Annotated in this window: 17 protein-coding genes; 6 read left to right on the top strand and 11 right to left on the bottom strand. The window is 62.2% G+C overall.

Going from position 1 to position 20,402, the window contains the following annotated elements:
* Positions 1-19 precede the first annotated feature (19 nt).
* Positions 20-478 carry a flavodoxin domain-containing protein gene (locus tag ACIQF4_RS18775; RefSeq protein WP_400580022.1) on the top strand — a complete coding sequence of 153 codons (459 nt, stop codon included), beginning with the start codon at positions 20-22 and terminating at the stop codon, positions 476-478.
* 683 nt (positions 479-1,161) lie between these two features.
* Here ACIQF4_RS18775 and ACIQF4_RS18770 read toward each other — a convergent pair.
* On the bottom strand, positions 1,162-2,685 hold the full coding sequence (locus ACIQF4_RS18770; protein WP_400517258.1) for an aldehyde dehydrogenase: 1,524 nt from the start codon (positions 2,683-2,685) through the stop codon (positions 1,162-1,164).
* 64 nt (positions 2,686-2,749) lie between these two features.
* Positions 2,750-4,096 carry a 4-aminobutyrate--2-oxoglutarate transaminase gene (gabT, locus tag ACIQF4_RS18765; protein WP_400517259.1) on the bottom strand — a complete coding sequence of 449 codons (1,347 nt, stop codon included), beginning with the start codon at positions 4,094-4,096 and terminating at the stop codon, positions 2,750-2,752.
* Between the two features lie 170 nt (positions 4,097-4,266).
* On the opposite strand from gabT, the gene ACIQF4_RS18760 reads away from it, so the two are divergent.
* Entirely contained in the window at positions 4,267-4,929 is a 663-nt protein-coding gene (locus tag ACIQF4_RS18760) for a GntR family transcriptional regulator (protein ID WP_400517260.1), read from the top strand.
* Between the two features lie 29 nt (positions 4,930-4,958).
* On the opposite strand, the gene ACIQF4_RS18755 is transcribed toward ACIQF4_RS18760, so the two are convergent.
* From ACIQF4_RS18755 to ACIQF4_RS18735, 5 genes are all read right to left on the bottom strand, one after another.
* Positions 4,959-6,464, bottom strand: a complete 1,506-nt coding sequence (locus ACIQF4_RS18755) for an aldehyde dehydrogenase family protein (RefSeq protein WP_400517261.1) — start codon at positions 6,462-6,464, stop codon at positions 4,959-4,961.
* A 34-nt stretch (positions 6,465-6,498) separates the two neighbouring features.
* Positions 6,499-7,758 carry a cytochrome P450 gene (locus ACIQF4_RS18750; protein WP_400517262.1) on the bottom strand — a complete coding sequence of 420 codons (1,260 nt, stop codon included), beginning with the start codon at positions 7,756-7,758 and terminating at the stop codon, positions 6,499-6,501.
* A gap of 129 nt (positions 7,759-7,887) precedes the next feature.
* Positions 7,888-8,613 carry a gamma-glutamyl-gamma-aminobutyrate hydrolase family protein gene (locus ACIQF4_RS18745; RefSeq protein ID WP_400517263.1) on the bottom strand — a complete coding sequence of 242 codons (726 nt, stop codon included), beginning with the start codon at positions 8,611-8,613 and terminating at the stop codon, positions 7,888-7,890.
* Between the two features lie 95 nt (positions 8,614-8,708).
* The gene (locus tag ACIQF4_RS18740) at positions 8,709-9,413 is read right to left on the bottom strand and encodes a type 1 glutamine amidotransferase (protein WP_400517264.1); all 705 of its coding nucleotides are present in this window, start codon (positions 9,411-9,413) and stop codon (positions 8,709-8,711) included.
* Between the two features lie 8 nt (positions 9,414-9,421).
* Positions 9,422-10,765, bottom strand: a complete 1,344-nt coding sequence (locus ACIQF4_RS18735) for a glutamine synthetase family protein (protein WP_400517265.1) — start codon at positions 10,763-10,765, stop codon at positions 9,422-9,424.
* Positions 10,766-10,863: 98 nt separating this feature from the next.
* On the opposite strand from ACIQF4_RS18735, the gene ACIQF4_RS18730 reads away from it, so the two are divergent.
* The 4 genes from ACIQF4_RS18730 to ACIQF4_RS18715 all read left to right on the top strand — a co-directional run bounded on the left by ACIQF4_RS18730 (position 10,864) and on the right by ACIQF4_RS18715 (position 15,020).
* Positions 10,864-11,829, top strand: a complete 966-nt coding sequence (locus ACIQF4_RS18730; protein WP_400517266.1) for an alcohol dehydrogenase catalytic domain-containing protein — start codon at positions 10,864-10,866, stop codon at positions 11,827-11,829.
* Between the two features lie 65 nt (positions 11,830-11,894).
* Positions 11,895-13,418, top strand: coding sequence for an APC family permease (locus tag ACIQF4_RS18725; protein ID WP_400580020.1), 1,524 nt, complete (start codon positions 11,895-11,897; stop codon positions 13,416-13,418).
* Positions 13,419-13,544: 126 nt separating this feature from the next.
* Positions 13,545-13,802: a hypothetical protein gene (locus tag ACIQF4_RS18720; protein ID WP_400517267.1), complete on the top strand. Its 258-nt coding sequence runs from the start codon at positions 13,545-13,547 to the stop codon at positions 13,800-13,802.
* 213 nt (positions 13,803-14,015) lie between these two features.
* Positions 14,016-15,020 carry a response regulator transcription factor gene (locus tag ACIQF4_RS18715; RefSeq protein ID WP_400580018.1) on the top strand — a complete coding sequence of 335 codons (1,005 nt, stop codon included), beginning with the start codon at positions 14,016-14,018 and terminating at the stop codon, positions 15,018-15,020.
* 7 nt (positions 15,021-15,027) lie between these two features.
* Here the strand turns inward: ACIQF4_RS18715 and ACIQF4_RS18710 are convergent, their stop codons facing one another.
* The 4 genes from ACIQF4_RS18710 to ACIQF4_RS18695 form a co-directional block, all read right to left on the bottom strand.
* Positions 15,028-16,134 (bottom strand): class II histone deacetylase, encoded by a 1,107-nt coding sequence (locus ACIQF4_RS18710; protein WP_400517268.1) that lies wholly within the window; start codon positions 16,132-16,134, stop codon positions 15,028-15,030.
* A gap of 92 nt (positions 16,135-16,226) precedes the next feature.
* Positions 16,227-16,754, bottom strand: a complete 528-nt coding sequence (locus ACIQF4_RS18705; RefSeq protein ID WP_400517269.1) for a hypothetical protein — start codon at positions 16,752-16,754, stop codon at positions 16,227-16,229.
* A 2-nt stretch (positions 16,755-16,756) separates the two neighbouring features.
* Positions 16,757-18,751, bottom strand: a complete 1,995-nt coding sequence (locus ACIQF4_RS18700; protein ID WP_400517270.1) for a primary-amine oxidase — start codon at positions 18,749-18,751, stop codon at positions 16,757-16,759.
* Positions 18,752-18,806: 55 nt separating this feature from the next.
* Complete coding sequence (locus ACIQF4_RS18695; RefSeq protein WP_400517271.1) at positions 18,807-20,267, bottom strand: APC family permease; 1,461 nt, start codon at positions 20,265-20,267, stop codon at positions 18,807-18,809.
* Between the last annotated feature and the right edge of the window lie 135 nt (positions 20,268-20,402).

Here is a 20,402-nt window from a genome sequence, read left to right as displayed (position 1 = left end):
CATCAAACAGGAGAAAATGATGAAGATCCAAGTTCTTTTCGGGACGGAATCCGGCAATGCAGAGGTTGCGGCTGAAGACCTCGCTGACTCGATCAGGAACGACAGCCAGGAAGTCCACGTGCACGACCTGTCAGCGTTCTCCATCTCTGAATTGCAGCATGACACGATGTACGTATTTCTGTGCTCCACCTACGGTGAAGGGGACCTGCCCAACACGGCGCTGCCGTTCTACGCAGACCTTTCCGTCGTCCGCCCCGACCTGACCGGCGTACGGTACGCCATGTTTGGCCTTGGCGATACGTTCTACACGGAAACCTACGGACAGGGCGCCACGAAGCTCGATGACAAGCTCTCGGAGCTGGGGGCCGAGCGCGTAGGAGAAGTCGGCCGCTACGACGCCTCGTCCTGGGAGCCGGTGGGCGAAGCAGCTGTAGCCTGGTTCGCCGGCGTGCTCGATGAGGTCGCCGCTGCCCGCTAGATGAAATTCCCGTGATGACCCGGATCCGACGAAAGTTGTCGGATCCGGGTCAATGCCGTTTTCAGCCCCGTGATCCACTCGCCGCAACCACAAATACAGGCTCTAGGGCAGCAGGGAGGACACTACCTCTGCCCTCAGGGCATTAACACTGTGGAACGGGTCTTGTGAATCCCCGGCACGGGCTTGGCAGGGCTGTACAGTGGCCCGTTGTCTGGTTCGTCGTAACCCCGGACCGGATTGATCCGGCCACACATAGCAGGCGCCGTACCTTTCACGCCCTTGCCTCAGGACTTGGGGCAGCCCCTTACCAGGTGCACCCGTCAGGGCGGATCTGCCGCGGTGCTGGTCACCATTCACCCTAGGCCTTGGGGGCTGTGGGCAGCCCAGGGGCATTGCGGGACTGCAAGGGCTCCTTTAATGCCCTGGCCTGCGAGTTGCTTTCCCTGGCACCCCACTATTTCGGCGCCCCATCCTGCAGGGTCCCGCTGCCTGGTCGTCCCGCTCGCACCCGCAGGGAAATGAGCCCGCGTTGTTACCGGGATAGCCGCCTTGGGAACGGGTTTCGGAATCCGGGGGGCTTCACGTGCTCTGGTGCGCCTTGTCGTGTGCCGGTACCTGGCGGTGAAGCCTGGGCAGCAGAAAGGTCCCCGGGAGGACTCCCGGGGACCTTTCTGCTGTAGGACCTATTTGATGATGAACGGGTTTGACGTGTCCGGCGCTGTGGAGATCCAGACGGACTTGACCTGGAGGTATTCCTTGATGGCGTCGATTCCACTTTCCCTGCCCAGGCCGCTGCGCTTGTATCCTCCGAAGGGGGACGTGAAGCTGACGGCGCGGTAGGTGTTGACCCACACTGTGCCGGCCTGCAGGCTCTCGGACATACGCACGGCCCTGCCGATGTCGCGTGTCCAGACGCCGGCGGCGAGGCCGTAGTTGATGTCATTGGCGATGGCCAGGGCGTCGTCTTCGTCTTCGAACGGGATGACGGCCAGGACGGGGCCGAAGACTTCTTCCTGCGCGATACGCATCTCGTTGCGGACGTCGGTAAAGATCGTTGGCTGGACGAACTGCCCGCCGGACGCGCCTTCCCCGGTGTAGGCGGTGCCTCCGAGGACGCACTTTGCCCCCTCGCGCTGGGCGATATCGATGTAGTCGAGCACCTTTTCGAACTGCGGCCGGGTCGTCACTGGTCCGACGTGCGTGTCGGGCAGCATGGGGTCCCCGATTTTGGCTTGTTCGGCCAGCGCCACAACCCGCTGGACGAACTCGTCGTGAATGGAGCGTTGGACCAGCAACCGTGAGCCGGCGATGCAGGTCTGGCCGGTTGCGGCGAAGATCCCGGAAATGACACCGGTGGCGGCGGCGTCCAGGTCGGCGTCCTCAAAGACGATGTTCGGGGACTTGCCGCCCAGTTCGAGGGAAACGTGCTTGAACTGGCTCGCGGCGTTCTCGTAGATCTTTTGCCCGGCTGTTTCGGAACCGGTGAAAGCCACCTTGATGATGTCCGGGTGGCTGACGAGCGGGGCGCCGACCTCCTGGCCGAAGCCGGTGACGGTGTTGACGACGCCGGGCGGGAATCCTGCCTGCTCAAAGAGCTTCATGAATTCCAGGGTTGAAGCGGAGGTGAACTCCGAGGGCTTGATGACGACAGTGTTGCCTGCAGCCAGAGCCGCGGGCAGTTTCCATGCCAGCAGGAGCAAAGGAGAGTTCCAGGGCGTGATCATTGCGATCGGCCCGAGTGGCTCCAACCGGGTGTAGTTGAGGATGTTCGGCTTGTCGCTGGGGATGACCGCACCCTCGATTTTGTCCGCCAGGCCACCGTAGTAGCGGTACCAACCGGCCATGTACCGGGCCTGGGCGGACATTTCGGCGTAGAGCTTGCCGTTGTCGCTGACCTCAATCCGGGCAAGGTGTGCGCTGTTGGCCTCGATGATGTCGGCAAGGTCCATGAGAAGCTTGCCACGGTACTGAGGTTTGGTCCTGCCCCAGCTCTTGAAGGCTTCTGTAGCGGCAGCTACCGCCCGGGATACGTCTGCTGGGCCGCCATGGGCGATCTTTGCCCAGACTTCCCCGGTGTACGGGTTGACGGTGTCGAAGTATTCGCCGCCCTCGGGGGGCGTAAAGGTGCCACCGACGTAGTGGTCATAGTGCGTCAGCCCGTCCCGGTCCTCGGGGCGTGTGACCGAATCACTGCTCTGTGCTGTCATCGCTGTTTCATCCTTTGCTGAGCGGAGTGGCCAGCCTGTGGTGTCCGCTGATTCCTGGGGTGGTTCATGAACGGGCCAGTCCCTCCACGACGACGCCGATTCCTTCCTCGAGCAGCTGATCGTCAATCGACAGCGGGGGAAGGAACCGGATGACATTGCCGTAGGTACCGCAGGCGAGGAGGATGACTCCGTTTTCGTGGGCGTGCTTCACGACACGTGCAGTCAGTGCCGGATCCGGGTTCAGGGTTTCCGGATCGACGAGCTCGATGGCGAACATCGCTCCGCGTCCGCGCACCTGGCCGATGCGGGGATCTGTTTCCTGCATGTCGGTGAAGCGGCGGGTGAGGATGGTCCCGATCTGCTGTGCGCGATCGAGCAGGCCGTCCTCCTCGTAGGCTTCCAGGGCCGCGAGGGCTGCGGCGCAGGCGATGGGGTTGCCGCTGTAGGTTCCTCCGAGGCCGCCAACCTGGGCGGCGTCCATCAGTTCAGCCCGTCCCGTAAGTGCCGAAAGGGGCAGTCCGCCGGCGATGCCCTTGGCCATGGTGATGAGGTCCGGGGCGACTCCTTCGTGGTCAACGGCGAACCATTTTCCTGTTCGGGCGAAGCCGGACTGAATCTCGTCGGCGATGAACACAATGCCGTTGCGTTCGGTCCATTCCTTCAGGGTCGACAGGAAGCCTTCTGCGGGAACGATGAAGCCGCCCTCGCCCTGGATCGGCTCGATGATGATGCCTGCCACTGATTCGGCCCCGAGCTCGTTTTCGATCTGTTCAATCGTCTGGCGGGCAGCTTCGGGTCCGCTGAGGCCACCGTCACGGTAAGGGTAGGAGCCGGGAACCCGGTAGATTTCCGGGGCAAACGGGCCGAAACCCTGCTTGTAGGGCGCGCTCTTTGCGGTGAGGGCCATGGCAAGGTTTGTGCGGCCATGGAAGGAGTGCTCGAAGGCCACGATGGCCTGCCGCCCGGTCGCGCGCCGGGCGACCTTGACGGCGTTCTCCACGGCTTCTGAACCTGAGTTGAAGAGGGCGGTGCGCTTGGTGAAGTCCCCTGGCGTGATCTCGTTCAGTTTCTCCGCCACGGCAATGTAGCTTTCGTAGGGCACCACGGTGAAGGCCGTGTGCGTAAATCGATCCAGCTGCTCACGAACCGCGTTAACCACACGGGGATTGGAATTGCCGACGCTGGTGACGGCGATACCTGAGCCCAGGTCAATGAACGAGTTGCCGTCCACGTCCACGAGGGTTCCGCCGCCTGCTGCATCGGCGATGATTGGCAGGGTGTGGCCAACGGACCGGGCGACTGCGGACGCCTTGCGCTCAAGAATTTCGCGCGAGCGGGGGCCCGGGATCTCAGTGACGAGCCTGCGCTCCTGGGTGAGCTCAGGGCCGCCGACAGTGATCTGTGCGGTCATGGGGCCGCCTCCTTCGTGAGTTTGGTCTTCCTGGATGGTTCGTGACACTTTTTCGGTCCGACCCGATAAGAGAAGGGATTTCAAATGAATGAATAAGGTATACGGTATACGCAAATCCGATGTAAGCCAATAGCCGGTAGGCTGGGAAAAACAGAAAGTGGCGGGACACCATGAAGAAGATTGAGTTCGCTCGGGAGACGCTTGCTGATGCCGCGTATGCGCAGATTGCCGAGGGCATCCTGACGCATGATCTGGGTCCCGGCGCCAGGCTGCTGATGGATGATCTTGCGGCACAAATGGGGATCAGCCGGACCCCCGTGCGTGAGGCGTTGCATCGTCTTGAGATGGAGCGGGTAATCGAACCTGGCGGGCGCCGTGGCTACATTGTCCGCAAGCTCACTGACGTTGAGCTGGATAAGCAGTACGCCGCCCGGGGAGCCATTGAGCCGTTCGCTCTTGCCGAAGTTGCACGCCTGGGCGGAGCGGCCGCGCAGTACGTGAGGTCCACGTATGAGGAGCTGGTATCGGCCCCGCAGACCACTGCCATGGAGGTCTTCTTGGTCAATAAAGCTATTCACCGCTGCACTGTGGAGGCTCTGGACAACGAGTACCTTCTGAGCATGTTCGATGTCATCTGGCAGACGGCCATGGCCACGAGCGTGTGGGCGGATATCTTGGAAAGCCGCACTGCTGTTGACTTCCCGGAGATGCACCGCCCCATTGTGGAGGCTGCCGAGTCCGGGGACCCCGAGCTGGCGCGCAAGGTCGCTTTCGAGCACATCCATGCCGGCCGCGGACTGCACGCGAATCCCGGCGAACAGCCCGCCCCCTAGCGGGAACGGGCTGCACCGCACCGCAGGGTTCAGGCGGACATGTCAATCATGACTGCCTTGGACCGCGTGTAGGACAGTACACTCTCGCGGCCGAGTTCACGGCTGTTTCCGGACTTGCTGTAGCCCCCGAAGCTCTGCGCGGGATCGAGCCGGCCGTGCGTATTCACCCACACCGTTCCGGCCTTAAGTGCCTTGCTCATGCGCAGGGCCCTGGCCACGTCACGGGTCCATACCGCTGCCGCGAGGTCGTACGCTGAATCATTCGCGAGCCTGATAGCTTCCTCTTCTGTGCGGAAACGAAGCACCGAAAGTACCGGTCCGAAAACCTCTTCCTGGGCGATCCGCATGTCATTGCGGACGTCAGTGAAGATGGTCGGTTCGACGAAGTATCCTGCCTGGTCCAGGGCCCGTCCTCCAACGCTGAGGTGCGCGCCTTCAGAACGTGCGATATCGATGTACTCCTGGACCGACACGTACTGGTCCTTTGAGACGAGCGGGCCCACCTCTGTGTCCGTGAGGAGCGGGTCACCGATCCGCAGGGCCTTGGTTTCGCGGGCCAGCGCCTCGACGAGCTCGTCGTAGACGTCCTCGTGCACAAACATCCTGGTCGGGGCGACACACACCTGTCCGGCGTTTTCCCACATGGCCTCCGCGGAGCCCTTGGCGGCCGCGTGGATGTCAGCGTCAGGGAAGACGATGTTCGCGCTCTTTCCGCCAAGTTCCACGCTGACCTTCTTCATCTGCCGGCTGCCCGCCTCGAGAATGCGCCGGCCAACGGGCGTGGACCCGGTGAAGGATATTTTTACGACGTCGGGATGGTCAACGATTGCCTGTCCCACCGTGCGTCCGGGCCCGGTGACGACGTTGAGCACTCCCGGGGGCAGGCCCACCTGGCGGGCGAGGTCGGCCAGAAGCAGTGTCGAGTAGCTGCTGACCTCGGCCGGTTTGATGACCATGGTGTTGCCGGCTGCCAGGGCAGGACCGATCTTGTGCGAGGCCATTACGAGCGGGAAGTTCCACGGTGTGATGGCACCGCAGACACCGAGAGGCTCTATCTGGGTCATGCCGAAATAGGGCTGGCGGACGGGGTTGATGGAGCCCTCGAGCTTCGTTGGCCAGCCGCCGTAGTACCGGAAGACGGCCGCCACGCCCCCGACGTCGTCCAGTGCCTGGGATATGGGCTTGCCCATATCCAGTGTTTCCAGTTCAGCAAGCTGCTCACGGTTGGCTTCGACGGCGTCGGCCAGATCGAACAGGTACTGGGCGCGGGTGGCAGGGCTCGCCGTACCCCAGTCACTGGAGGACAGGGCAGCGCTGGCTGCGGCAACGGCGGAGTCGACGTCCTCCGCTGAGCCGGAAGCGATGGAACCAAGAACCTTCTCGGTGGCGGGGTTGATGGACTGGAACGTGGCCCCCGACGTGGCTTCCCGGTCGGTGTCGGTGCCGATGCGAAGTCCCTGGGTCCGTTCGATGAAGGCTTGGGTGGCAAGCGAAATCTCGTGCGAGGTTTCCGAAATCACTGCGTCGTATGTCATGGCTTTCCCTTGTCTGGCATTTAAGTGGGTGGAATCAGGCGGCGTACGTCAGACGGACCGGCAGTTCCTTGATGCCGTGCGTGAGGTTGGAGCGAAGCCGGTGCACGGGGCCGTCAATTTCAATGGTTTCAACCCGATTGGCCAGCTCGCGGAAGACAATCTGAAGCTCCAGGCGCGCCAGGCTGTTGCCCAGGCAGATGTGGGGACCGCCGCCGCCAAAGGCCACGTGCGGGTTCGGTTTGCGCGCAACGTCGAAGGTGTACGGTGCGTCGAAGACGGTTTCGTCCCGGTTCGCGGACGCGTACCAGATGAGGACCTTGTCTCCGGCCTTGATCGGTGTTTCGCCGATCTTGGTGTCAACCAGCGCGGTCCTGCGGAAGTGGTGGATGGGTGTGGCCCACCGGAGCACTTCCTCCACGGCAGTGTTCAACAGGGAAGGGTCTTCCTTGAGGCGGCGGAACTGGTCCGGGTTCTGGGCGAAGGCAAGGAGGCCATGGGACAGGGCCATGCGGGTGGTCTCGTTGCCGGCCACCACCAGGAGGGAGAAGAAGTTATCCAGCTCGCGGGTGGTGAGCTTGCGGCCGTTGATGTTCCCGGTCATGAGCAGCGAAAACACATCATGACCCAGGTTCCCGTCCCTGCGGTCACGCAGGGCATCGGCGTACTTCCAGATGTCCCTTCCTGCCGGGCTGGAGAACGGGTAGCCGCTGTTCTCCTTGACGTTCTCGGGGGAGTCAGCGGTGCGGGGAGCATGGTCAGGGTCCGCTCCGGCAATCATCTCGTCGCCAAGTGCTTTGAGGTAGGCACGGTCCTCGGTCGGGACCCCGAGCAGTTCACCAAGCACGATCATGGGGATGACTGCAGCGACGTCGGCGACCCAGTCGAAGGTGGGCCGGGTGAATGCCTGATCGAGCGTCTTCTCCACCAGCTCCTCGACGAAGCCAACCCATTCCTTGTGAACGGTGCCGGGAGTGAAACGGGCGGAAAGGACGCGCCTCATCGCTGTGTGCAGCGGCGGATCCGTGTCGATCAGGGTCTGCCGCGCCAGCAGGTCCTCGTGTTCGATGTCCTCGCGGGTGGTTCCACCGGTCTCGGACGAGAACTGCTGGAAATTGCGCGTCACGGCAACGACGTCGGCATAACGGGTCACGGACCAGTAGCCCGGGCCGTCTTCTTCCTCGACCCAGCGGACTGGGTCCTCCTGCCTGGCCTGGTCAAAGTACTCGTAGGGCACTCCGTCCTCGAAAGCGAGGTCGGAAAGAGCGTCGTGGGTGTGCACGTGGGTTTGGCTCATAATTCGTCTCCTTGGGTAATGCTGGCCAGTCCGACCACGGCCGCCCATTTAGCGTATACCGTATACGGAATGCTAGTGGTGGTCGTCCCGCTCGGCAACCTTTTGTGATGTTGGGTTTGGGTCCCGGGACTAATCCACGGGGATGTTGGCGATGAATTCTTTGAGGAGCGCCTGTTGGGCAAGGTCGGAGGCGACCGTGTCCTCGGGGTGCCACTGCACTGCGTGGATCCAGAATTCAGCGTCCTGAAGTTCGAGAGCTTCAACGGTGCCGTCTTCAGCCCAGGCGGTGGCTACCAGCCCCTTGCCCAGGTTCCTCACCGCCTGGTGGTGATAGCAGGACACCTGGGGGTTCCGGGCGATCGTTGGCGTCAGGGAACTGGTGGCGTCCAGGGTGATGGTGTGGATCTGATTCATGTGCGGGGTGGGAAGGTGTTGTTCCAGATCGCCGCCCAGGAAGACGTTCAAAACCTGCATGCCTCGGCAAACGGCAAGAGCGGGAACCTTGTTCTCCACGACGTAGCGGGCAACGGCAAGATCAAATGCGTCCTGCAGGTCGTCCCCGGCGTCGGATTCGGCGTGGGCTTCCTGGCCGTAGCGCCAGGCGGACATATCGGCGCCGCCGGGAAGCAGCACAGCGTCGGCGAAAGCCAGCCGCTGCGCGACTTCTTCATAGAGGGCATCTTCCGAAGTTCCGGGTTCTGCGACCGGGAGTATGGTGACCGGCTCGCCGCCGGCGTCGTACACACCCTTAATGAGTGCATGGGCGTTGACCAGTGCCTTGTATCTCAGCGCGGAGGCGCTGTCGGAGAATCTACCGGGTACGGCGATGAGGGGTCTGCGACGTGGTGTCTGCACTTTCCCGTCCATTCAAAATCTGGATGCTTAGCGCACCTGCTAATAGCTGTCTGTTCGGTCCGTCAGCCCTGAAAGCGGGCATCCGGGACCAGGAGTTACGGTGAGTTCAGGAACCAATCCAGCAGCTCCTTGGTGTTGCGTTCTGCGGCGGGCTCGTGCGCGGCCCATTGGCGCCGGAAGTCCTCGATGGAAAGGACGCCCTCCAGCTCGTGGCCGCCGATTCTGATCCATTCCTCCATGAGTTCAGCGTCTACTTCCGGGTGGAACTGCACCCCGATGGACCTCCCGGTACGGAACACCTGCGGGGCGACGTCGGTGGTCGCCAGCACATCAACGTGCCCGGGGAGTTCGACTTTGTCGCTGTGCCAGGAAAACCATGGACCGGCCGGGAGCGGGCAGGCGTAGCCGGGGTCGAAGGTGACGAGGCCGGCCTCCATCCTGTTGGCCCGGACGGTGCGGCCGCCGAGGCTCTCGGCCAGGAGCTGGGCACCAAAGCAGATGCCGAGGTAGGGAATGTCCTGCCGGTGGAGCGTTGATATGTAGTTGATTTCCCGGGCGAGCCAGTCATCGGTGATCTCGTAGATGTGGCTGAAAGAGCCGAAGGCGATGACGGCGTCGAAGTTCCGGGGGTCGGGGAAGTCTGCATTGACAGTCCGGACTCCGTCGGAGTTGACGGTGAACACTTCGTGGGTCTTGATCGTGTGGCCGGCGTCGAGCAGGGCTTGCCCAACGAGGCCGGTGTCGGTGGAGGACGTCTGCTCGTGGGTAATGAGCAGGACTGTCTTCGTCTCTGAAGCCATCGTTGCCATTAGAGGATGTCGTGGTAACGGTTGAACTCCCAGTCGGTGACATGGGCGGCGAAAGCTGCCAGCTCGACCCTTTGCATGGCCGTGTAGGTGTCCACGAAGATCTCACCGAAAGCCGCCTTGGCGAACGGGCTGCCTGAAAAGGTGTTCACGGCCTCACCCAAAGTTGACGCTACCCGCTGGAGCTTGGGATCGACGTGGGGGTCACCCACGGAGATAGGCTGCAGCGGCAAATCATTCTTCAGCCCGTCCAACCCCGCGCGGAGGTAACCCTGGGCGACCAGGTAGGGGTTGGCATCCGCGGCCGCCCAGCGGACCTCCAGTCGTGTTCCGGGACCGGCATCGGTGATGCACCGGACGCCTACCATGCGGTTGTCCAGCCCCCAGCACACCTGGGTGGGGGAGAAGGAGTAGTCCACGATGCGCTTGTAGTCGTTGACCGTGGGAAGTGCGATCGCCTGAAGCTCCAACTGGTGCGCGACCAGCCCGCTCAGGTAACCGCGCATAACATCCGAATGCACCGGGTCTGAGCTGTCCTTCGTCGAAAAGACGTTGACGCCATCACTGTTCCACAGGCTCTGGTGTACGTGAAGTCCGCTGCCGGCGCCGCCGTTGATGGGCTTGGCCATGAACGTTGCGTTGAACCCGTGCTGCCGTGCCACCAGGCGAACGATATGGCGGAAAAGGATGGTGTTGTCCAGCATGGTGATGGCGTCGCCGTACTTCAGGTTGATCTCCACCTGGGACTGGCCGTACTCGATGTTGCTGGCTTCGACAGTAATTCCGGAGGCGGTGAGTGCGGCACGGATCGCCCCGACCACGGGCTCAAGTTCATTTGCCCGGTCCAGCGAGTAGCAGTAGGACTTGTCAGAAATCGGCTTCCAGTCGCTGGTGAAGAGATGGAATTCCAGTTCGGTGGCCAGGTCCACACGGTACCCCAGGGCCTCGAACTCCTTGAGCGTGTCCTTGACCATGCCACGCCCGTCCAGCGGGATCCGCTCGTGGGTCTTGGGATCGCGCATATCGCACATCACCGTCGCCATGCCCGTCGTCCAGCCGGCAACCCGGAAGGATGCAAGGTCAGGGACGGCGTGCATGTCTGGAAACTCGCCACCCTCAGGCGACCAGGGCGTGGGGTGGATGTCGCTGCGCATGTCCCAGGAGAAGGCCACGTTTGCGATGGAAAACCCTGATCCTGACAGGAACTGCTCAAGGGGCAGCATCTTTCCGCGCGGCAGTCCCCACGTATCCGTGAAGACGCACTCAACAGTGTGGATGCCGTTCTCCTGCGCGATCCTCGCGCAGTCCTCCAGGCTTGACGGCGGGGTCAAAACAGTGGGGCTCATGATTTCCTCGGTCTCCTACTAGCCATTGGACTTTCGCTAAGTGTAATGTAAATCACCAGTTAGCGTATCCCGTATACCAAATATGAACGGAAACTCCTGTGAAATCAATAGTCGTCACCGAGCCAAAGTCTCTGCTGGAACTGGTGGACCGGGACTTCCCGGAACCACTCGCGCCCGGAGAGGAAGTGATCCGGGTTCTGGCGTGCGGTGTCTGCCACTCCGACCTGCATGTAGCCGATGGTGATTTCGGCGGACCCTACCCCGTGGTTTTGGGACACGAGGTGGTGGGCGAACACACTGAACTCGGCCGGGTTCTCCTCTACGCGCCGTGGGGATGCGGCCAGCCGGACTGTCGGCAGTGCTCTTCCGGCCTTGAAATGATCTGCCCGAACGGGCGTGAGGCTGGCATCGTCTCGGACGGCGGCTACAGCGAGTACATGCGTGTCCCGAAGCGGGATTACCTCGTTCCCATCGGGGACTTGGATCCGGTGTCCACAGCTCCGCTGGCCTGCGGCGGTCTGACAGCCTTCCGCGCAGTCAAGCGTGTACTGCCACACCTCCAGGGGAAAAAGTCAAGGGCGATTGTCATCGGAGCAGGCGGCCTGGGCCAGTTCGCCATCCAGTTCCTCAAAACCCTGACCAATGCTGAGCTCACCGTTGTCGACACTTCAGCCGAGAAGCTAGGCGCGGCCCGCAGTCTGGGTGCCGACGTCACCTGCGGCGCGGACGAGCTGACCGGTAAATATGACGCAGTTATTGACTTCGTTGGAGCTGACGCGACCATGGCTGCGGCGGCATCAAGCATCGACCGGCAGGGCATCATTGTCGTCGTAGGCCTCTGGGGTGGCCGCATCGAATTCGGGGTAGGAGCCCTGCCGAGTGAAGCAGTTCTCACCACGAGCATCTGGGGAAGCCTGGATGAACTTAAGGAACTGCTGGAATTCGCCCAGCGCCATCCCCTGCAGCACTCCGTCGAGCCCATCCCGTTCGAAAAAGCCCAACACGCACACGACCTCCTTCGAGCCGGCAGCATCAAGGGCCGCGCCGTTCTCGTTATGGACTAGGCCGTCTGCCCCCCACCCGATACATCCTCAATACCCCCAAAAGACACAAGGAAGTGGATTAGCAAATGGCATCACCAGAAGAGACCCTAAAGGTTTCCCCAAAGCACTCAGGGGAGACCGGGGACAACCAGCTACACCGGAACTCCATGGGAGTTCCCGGGATTGTTTTCTTTGTCGTAGCAGCAGCCGCCCCAATCGCAGGCATGACAGGACTCGTCCCAAGCACCATCGTCCTGGGCAACGGAGCAGCCGCTCCCGGAGCGTTCCTCATCGCAGGCATCATGCTGATGTTCTTCGCTGTCGGCTATGCAACGATGAGCCACCACGTAACCCACACCGGAGCATTCTTCGCCTACGTGGGCAGGGGCCTCGGCGCTCCCTGGGGTGTGGCCTCAGCCTTTGTATCCGTCCTGTCCTACTGCCTGGTCCAGGCAGCCATCTACGGATTTCTGGGAGCGACCGTCTCGGCAAAGATGGCAAGCCTCGGACTGGACCTGCCCTGGTGGTTCTGGTGCCTCCTGTGCATCGGCATCGTCCAGATCTTCGGAATCCTAAACGTCGATCTGGGAGCCAAGGTCCTCGGCGTCCTGCTCACGCTCGAGCTGGCCTCGATGATCCTCACCGGCCTTGCTGTCGTGTTCCAGGGCGGGGGACCGGACGGACTGGACTTCGCAGCATCGTTTAGCCCGGTCAGCATCTTCCAAGGCGCACCCGGAATTGCCTTTGCCTTCGCATTCGCCGGCTTCATCGGCTTCGAAGCCACCGCCATCTACGGCGAAGAAAGCCGTGATCCAAAACGAACCGTCCCGCGGGCGACCTATACCGCCGTCATCATCATCACTCTCGTCTTCGCCCTCACCTCCTTCGCCATCATCTCCGGCGCCGGATCCTCCGACATCGTCAACAAAACACTGGAAGTAACCACACTGGAAGGCACGCCGCTGGCCGACCCTGCAGCGCTGCTCTTCTCCGTGGCCGGACAGTACGTCGGACCCTGGTTGCCCGAGGTCATGAGCTGGCTGCTGATCTCAAGCATGTTCGCCGGTGTCCTGGCATTTCACAACTCCGCCACCCGCTACTTCTACGCCATGGGCCGATCAGGGCTACTGCCCGCCAGCCTCGGTGTGACTGGCCGCTTCCAGACCCCCGTTCGGGCGTCTGTACTGCAGACCATCATCGGTGCGGTCACCATTATCGCCTTCGCCCTGGCAGGTCTGGACCCGGTCGTCACCCTCTTCTACTGGTTCGCCATCACCGCCATCCTCGGACTGACCTTCATCCAGGGACTCGTCTGTGTCGCCGTCATCCGCTTCTTCCGGGAAACCCGCGCAGACACCCGAGTCTGGAACACACTGATCGCACCACTCCTGGGACTGGTCTCCATCATCGTCGCCGAGTACCTCCTGCTCTCACGCTTCGGCCTCATCAGCGGCACCGCGGGCGTCGACAGCCCTGCCTGGGAAATGAACGCCACCGGCTGGGTCCTCGCGGCACTGCCCTTCGCAACGTTCCTGATCGCACTGGTCTACGGATACCGCCTGGAACGTAAGAAGAGCGACGACGAGGTCCTCAAAGAGTTCGTTTCCTGACCGCGGAGGGGGCGTGGCGGTACCGCGACCGTCCCGCCTCCTCCCGGTATCGCCAAGAAATGGACAGCGCCCCGCCCCCGCCCAACACCGTCTCCCATGCCTTCCCGACCCAGAATGGAGAAGAATATGATGTCCTTGAAACATAGCAAGCGCCGGAAAGTTGAGGATTGGACCGCCGTCAATGGTGCCCAAGCGGAAATCATTCAATACGGGCAGACGATGGCGGTGGGCACCATCGACGGCGTGACGAAGGACGGCAGGATCGTGTGGGTCCAGGACATCACCGGAAGCCGCAAGTTATACGAACGCTGCGAGTCCTTCGAGGTCTGGGTGCCCCGGGAGGACCTGGGTTTGAACTACAAGGTCAGTGCAGCAGATTTCTGACCAGTGCCCGAGGGCTTCTAGGAGCCAATACCGTCGCGACTCGCCCTGGCCACGACTAACCTGCTGAGCGGACCGTCCAACAACAAGCGGTCAAGTTCCGCGGTCCCGGGAACCTCGCGGTGCAGGAGTTGCAATAGACGCTCATGGCCCCTTCAAATCTGGCCTTACTCGTTTGCCAGCACCGGCAAGAAGTACACGTGCAGGAGCCCAATAATGATCACGTCGGCGAACGTCTCTGTCCCCGAATTGGTATCAGCTCTTGCAGAAGCTGCTTCCAGTAGCGGAGACAGCACGGAAGCCGCAGCTGCCATTGTCGAAGAACTGTGTGCCATTGGCCCGATCGCCGCTGCCGCCATCGATGAATGGCACCCGGTTTCAGGTCAGATGAGACCATTAGATGCTTCCGGATATCCCGAGACGGTTACAGCCCACCTCTCCGGACCAGGTTTCCTGGTCGAAGACCCCGGCTACCAGGAACTAGTCAGCGATGCCACCCGGCATGCCCTGTCCTGGAGCGACGTCGCCAACTACACGGAATCGCGCTCAGTACTTGAGGTGTTTCGCCCTGCAGGGTTCTCGGGAGGCGCAACGGCACGATTAGTTACCCGCGACGGGCGATACACCGGAAATCTGCACCTCAGCACGGCGGGTGACGGCTCCCTACCAACTGGCGTGATAGAAGCAATGCATTGGGCCGCTCCGACGATCGCCAACGCGATTGATCCCTTCAGGACCTGGCGCACTCTCGTAAACACCATGGCAGAGGGAGACCTCGCCGGCGTTATATTGGGACACCAGGTTAGTCCCGTCCCCGGGCTACCTCTGCTGCCGATTGCGGCGGAACCAGGATCGGCCAGGCTCATCGAACAGACCGCCGACGGGGGATCTACTACCGCATGGCTCTGGTACGAACGCGGCCAGTGGTACAGGATCCGAATAACTGCCGTCCGCGGTGGCTGTCTTGTCTGGGGCCGGCCGACAGATGCACCTCATCAACTGACGGCTCGTGAACTGGTGGTGCTTACCCTGCTCGCCCAAGGGCTTTCAAATACGATGATCGCGCGTCGCTTGGGAATCAGTGAGCGGACCACGGCCCACCACGTTGAGCACCTCATGTCTAAACTCGGAACTCCAAACCGGGCAGCGGCTGCGGCCCGGGCAGTGGAAGAGGGGCTCCGCGTACTCGCGCAGCCCCTCCCATCTGCAGGATCCCTTTGAGACGGCGTTAGGCGCCCGGGACTTTCTGAAGCAGTGGCGACAATGCCGTCACCACATCCTTTTGGTGCGGCTGCAGGTCCATGCCCCCGATTTCGGACAGGAAGCCAAGGAATGGGTCTTCGACCTCCGTGCGGATCCCACTGAGTTCTTCAATAACCGCCAGACCACAGAAGGGCACGTAGGCTGCCGAATATCCGCCCTCATGAACAATGAGCAGGCGCCCCTCCGCCGTTTCGGCAGCCACTGACGCCATCATGTGGGTCATCTCCCGGTAAGCCTCCGAGTGCAGCATCTGGCGGCCCAGCGGATCAAGGGCGCTGCTGTCGAAGCCGGAGGCAACGATAATAAATTCCGGCTGAAAGCGGAGCAGCGCGGGCACGACAAGGGACTCGAAGGCGTGGAGGTATCCTCCAGGACCGGTGCCGGGCGGCAAGGGAATGTTGAGGTTGGCCCCCGCGCCGGCACCTTCGCCGATTTCTTCGGCGGAGCCTGATTCGTGAGGATAGTACCGATCCTGATGCAGGGACACGGTCAGCACGTCCGGCGTATCATAAAAGGCCTGCTGAGTGCCGTTGCCGTGGTGAACATCCCAGTCGACGACTGCAATACGTCGAACGCCGAAAACCTCCTGGAGGTGACGGACGGCGATGGCCACGTTGCCAAACATGCAAAACCCACGACCGCGGTCACGTTCGGCATGGTGGCCCGGCGGGCGGATAAGCGCGTAGGCATTCTGGACAGCACCCGTCTGCACCGCCTCGGCAGCGACAATCGCGCCGCCGGCGGCAAGCATGGCGATGTCGTAGCCACCGGGACCAAACGGAACCAGCTCACCGGCGTCACCGCCGCCGGCGTCCGACAACTCCTTCATGCGTTCCACGTACGCACGGTCGTGCACGCGGCAGACTTCCTCAACGGTGGCCGGCCTCGCGTCCTGCCACTCAAGCTCCTTGGACAAACCCGAAGCATCCAGAAGGTTCTTCAACCGGCGCTTGGTCCTGGGGTTCTCAACGTGTTCGTCTGGCTCAATCCACCCCCCAGCTGGAATAAACGCTCCCGCAGAGCGCGTATCCCACCACATGTATTTCTCATCCCACAAAGCACCTGTGACCATGGTTCCTCCTCCTTTAGTACGAGTTCAACACCAGTCAACAGGGGCCGTCATGGACTACCAATAGGCACTTTTGCCCATTGATTCTTCCGGGTTTACGGTAGCCATACCCCGCCCATTGCGACGAGCGAGAGTCCCATGCAGGCCGGTTCTAAACGCTCGACTACTGAGCCGTGGCGACGCCGCATAACCATCCAGACGCTGGCTGCCAGATACAGCAGCGATCCGCCTCCAAGGACCAGGCTGAGAAGACCCGTTGTCCCGTGCCCGGTATGGTTTGCGTCAATTTCAGCTCCTGTGTGGGCGTCCATTGTGATGAGAAGCGGGGCTGCCATAATGAGTCCGATGTTTCGGTGAAGCACCATGCCGTTCAGGCCCTCTTTGTGAGGGGCGTTGGGGACGTGCCTACCGAGGAAGCCGGCCACCAAAGCAGTCAGCAGAAGTATGACCGCCCATCCAGGGGCAGGAACATTCATGATGTGCATCATGGAGTCCGCCATTGCCGCGAGCATGAGTAAAGCAATGACAACGCCGCTGGCCTTGTCCGGGCCCTTGGCCGCGGCGGCGCAGAATGCACCGGCCGCGGCGAGGATCAGGCTGCCCAGGTGAAGGGCCTCGATCATGACTACCCGTGGCACCCGTGGGCGTCGGCAGCAGAGGGGGTGGTGCAATGCCCTGCTGCCTGGTTTGGTGGGACGTTCAGGGACGGATTTTTGCTGAAGAATCCGTAGGGTTTGAGGGTGAATTTGGCGTAATCGGTGGGCATGACCGGCCAGTCCTCGGGTCGGGGGAAGTGGGTGGGCCCGAAGGTGTGCCACAGGACAATGTCCTCTCCGTCCACTGAGCGGTCGGAGGCGGTGAAGGCAGGAAGTCCTCCGCCGCCGGTGCTTTGGTGGACGAAGTCACCGGAGGCGTACCTGTCAGCCGGATCGTACTGGGTGACCCACAGGTGCTTGGTGGCGAAGGCCGCCCGCGCGGCCAGGGATGATCCTGGGTCGGCCATCAACGTCGGCTTGTCATCCGGGTAGAGGACGTAGCCGGTGGGCTGGCCGAGTCGGTTGGTCTTTTCGGTGTTGATGATGTGCCATGCCCGGCCGACGGAGCCGTTGGCGTCGCGGGCTGCTGTGTGTTCGGTGGCAAGGCGGGTGACCGACTTGGTGAACGCTTCGCCTCGGTCATTCGTGTCGCTGAAGGGAAGCCGCACGGCGTCAACTTCATCGACTGCGTTGGCGACGCCGTCAACCATCATGTCCAGGCGGGCGCTGAACAGGTGCTGGTGGTATGGGGCGCCCAGTCCCGGGGCTATTTCGGAGTTGTAGGGGGCGCCGGCCTCGGTATATCCGGAGGTGAACAGGATGCCGGTGAGCTTAGCCTCAAGTTCGATGGTGCCGTCGAGGTACAGGTACCAGTAAAACCCGTAGTCGTAGTTGCCTACTGTGGTGAAGCTGCTGATGACCAGACGCCGTGAGCGGCGGACTTCGCTGGAGCCGGTGAACATGTCGCTGTGCTTCCACAGGGTGCCGAAGTCTTCTTCGTGCATGCAGATTCCGTTTTTGATGGTGTAGGGCGTGCCTGCTTCGTCGGCGAGGACAGCGTCGAAGTACTTGATTTCGCCAACGCAGTCGCAGCCCAGTTCGAGGGAGTTCGTGAAGCGGCCGAAGAGGTATTCGCCGAGGTCGAAGTAGTTTTGCCAGAAACGGATGGGGGAGGGGTCGCCGTAGGGGACGACCATTTCGGCGATCGAGGCACGGTAGATGACGGGCCTGTCTTCGCCGTCGTCGGTGAAGGAGAGATTGCGCAGAATGAGTCCTTCGCGGGCGTCGAAGCCGATGTCGAACTTCCAGTTCGCCCAGCTCACTGATTCCCCTTCGACGGTGAAGCTGGGTCCTTCGGGCTGGGTGATTTCGATGGGTTTGAGTGTGCTCAGCGGCTCGCCTTGCACTGCGGGGTCATCGAAGTTGCCTGATTCGGCCGGGATCGGCAGCGCGCCCGTGTCGATGAGGCGGGTGATCTTACGCTCGATGGTGTCTACGTAGGCGCAGAGACCTTCCAGGGGGTGTGCCCACGGGTGGTCTTCGGGGTAGTCCTGGCGGAAGGCGAGCACGCGGACGATGCGGTGGCCCACCTCTTCTTCGAAGCCGTAGGAGCCTGCGGACAGCGGGATGCACATGACCTTTTCCGGTACCGTTCCGCGATCGGCCAGCGCCTGCACCCAGCGGGCGTCCTCGGCGCAAATCCCGGCGATGGCGTCAAACTCCTCCAGCAGGACCGGCACCTGGCCTTCGGCCGGGTCAATGCTCACCGACGTGATCACCCGGGCCTGGTCAAGGGAGACGATGTTGTCGGTGGAGGCACTGGTGGCCATGTCCAGGAGCATCACGCGTGCGCGCCGGTCAGGGCGGGGACCTGTCCCTTCGTTGTAGGCGAGGACTTCCCGCTTGTGCGGCTCCTCCAGTCCCACGTACGCGAACCTGGACGTGAGAGTGAAGGTCGGTTCCGCTGAGATGATGTCGCGGATTTTGATGAACTCCCCGGCTGTCAGGCTTGACAGCGGGTTGCTGGGAAGGGGCTCGAGATGGCCGGGGTGGTGGACGGAGATGTCAACTGCCGGGAGGGTCATGTGGTGTTTCTTCTTTCTTGCAGTGGTGAATGCGGGAAGCTGTGATGTGTCCGGGTCAGGGACGGGCTTGTGTCTTTCGGTGATGCGTCAGGCGTGCCTGGACGAGCCCGGCGATCAGTGCGACGGCCGTCAGGGACACCAGGGTGGTGCTGGTCGGCCCGAAGATGGGGGTGCCGGTGGGGTCAAGTTCTCCGACGAGCAGCGGGAAGTTCAGGGCCACGATCGCTGCCGTTATTCCCAGGCCCACCAGTCCGAGGAGGGGAGCGATGAGGGTGTGCCAGATGCGGCGGTCGGTGGCGGTCCTGCGGAAGTAGACGATGACGGCGGCCGATGTGAGGGCCATCAGGACCGAAATTGCCAGTGTTGAGACGCCGGCCATCCACGTGAAGACCTCCAGGATGGGGTCCAGACCTGACAGGGCGAACAGGACAACAATGGCCGCGGCGGTGATGGACTGCACCAGTGAGGATGTGGAGGGTGCCAGGTGCCGGGTGTGGATGGTAGCCAGGGAGGCGTGCAGGACGCCGGTGCCGGCCATGGCGTGCTTGTACCGGGTGAGGACGTTGTGGAAGGACAGGGCGGCTGCGAAGAGGCTGGTCAGCAGGAGGACGTTGACCGTTCCCGCGCCGATGGGGCCAAGGTAGTTCAAGGTGGTGGTGATGAGCATTCCGGCCGGGTCTGCGGCGGCAGCCGTGGTGACCTTTGTGGGGCCCCATGCCATGACCAAAGCCCAGGAGACCAGCGCGTACAGCGCTCCGATGCCGATCACGGCGATGTAGGTGGCTTTGGGAATCGTCCGGTCAGGGTTCTTGGCTTCATCGCGGAAAACCACGGTGGATTCGAAGCCGATGAACGCAGCCATGGCGAGCATCAGACCGATACCTGGCGCACCGGAGGCAACGGTGGCAGGTTCAAAGGGTGTGAGGGACAAGCCTTCCGGGCCGCCGGTCAATACGACAGCGGCAACGAGGACCACGACGATCGCGATTTCGGCGATCAACAGGATGCCCAGGACTTTGGCGCTGAGGTCGATGTGGCGGTAGCCGAGCACAGCGACCAGCCCCACCACCACCAGGGTGTAGAGCCACCATGGCATATCGGGCATGCCCAGCGGCGTGAGGGTCAACCGGAGCAGCTCGCCAATGTAGCCGTATACAGCGGCTTGGACCGAGGTATAGGTCAGGAGGGCCAAGTATGCTGCGGCCATGCCCGGCGCCCGGCCCAAGCCGTAATCGACGTATGTGTAAAACGCCCCGGGCCGCGGAACTTGTCGGGTCATTGCCGACAATCCGACGGAGAACAGCACAAGGATCAGCGCCGCAACCAGGTACAGGCTCGGAAATCCTGCTCCGTTGCCCAGAAGGAAGCCCAGCGGTGTGGCCCCGCCAATGACGGTCAAAGGGGCCGCCGCAGCGACGACCATAAAGACGATGGCTCCGGCACCCAGCGAACCAGTGAGTTTGCCTTGCGGAAGGCTGCCGGTGGCGGTGGCCGTCGATGAGGTTGGAGTAGTCATGCCACAACCATGACCGGCGCCCGTTTCCCAGCGAATAAGCGACGGTAAACCCGGGTGGCTTTCCAAATGAGACTCGGTAAAAGTTGGAGGCATCGCAAATGAGACTTCGAAACCAGGCCGCAACACGCCGCCCGT

The organism is Pseudarthrobacter sp. NPDC092202, assembly GCF_044755505.1.
Lineage (GTDB): Bacteria > Actinomycetota > Actinomycetes > Actinomycetales > Micrococcaceae > Arthrobacter.
Note: the sequence above shows the minus strand (reverse complement) of the source record. Positions and strands in the feature narration are given on the sequence as shown.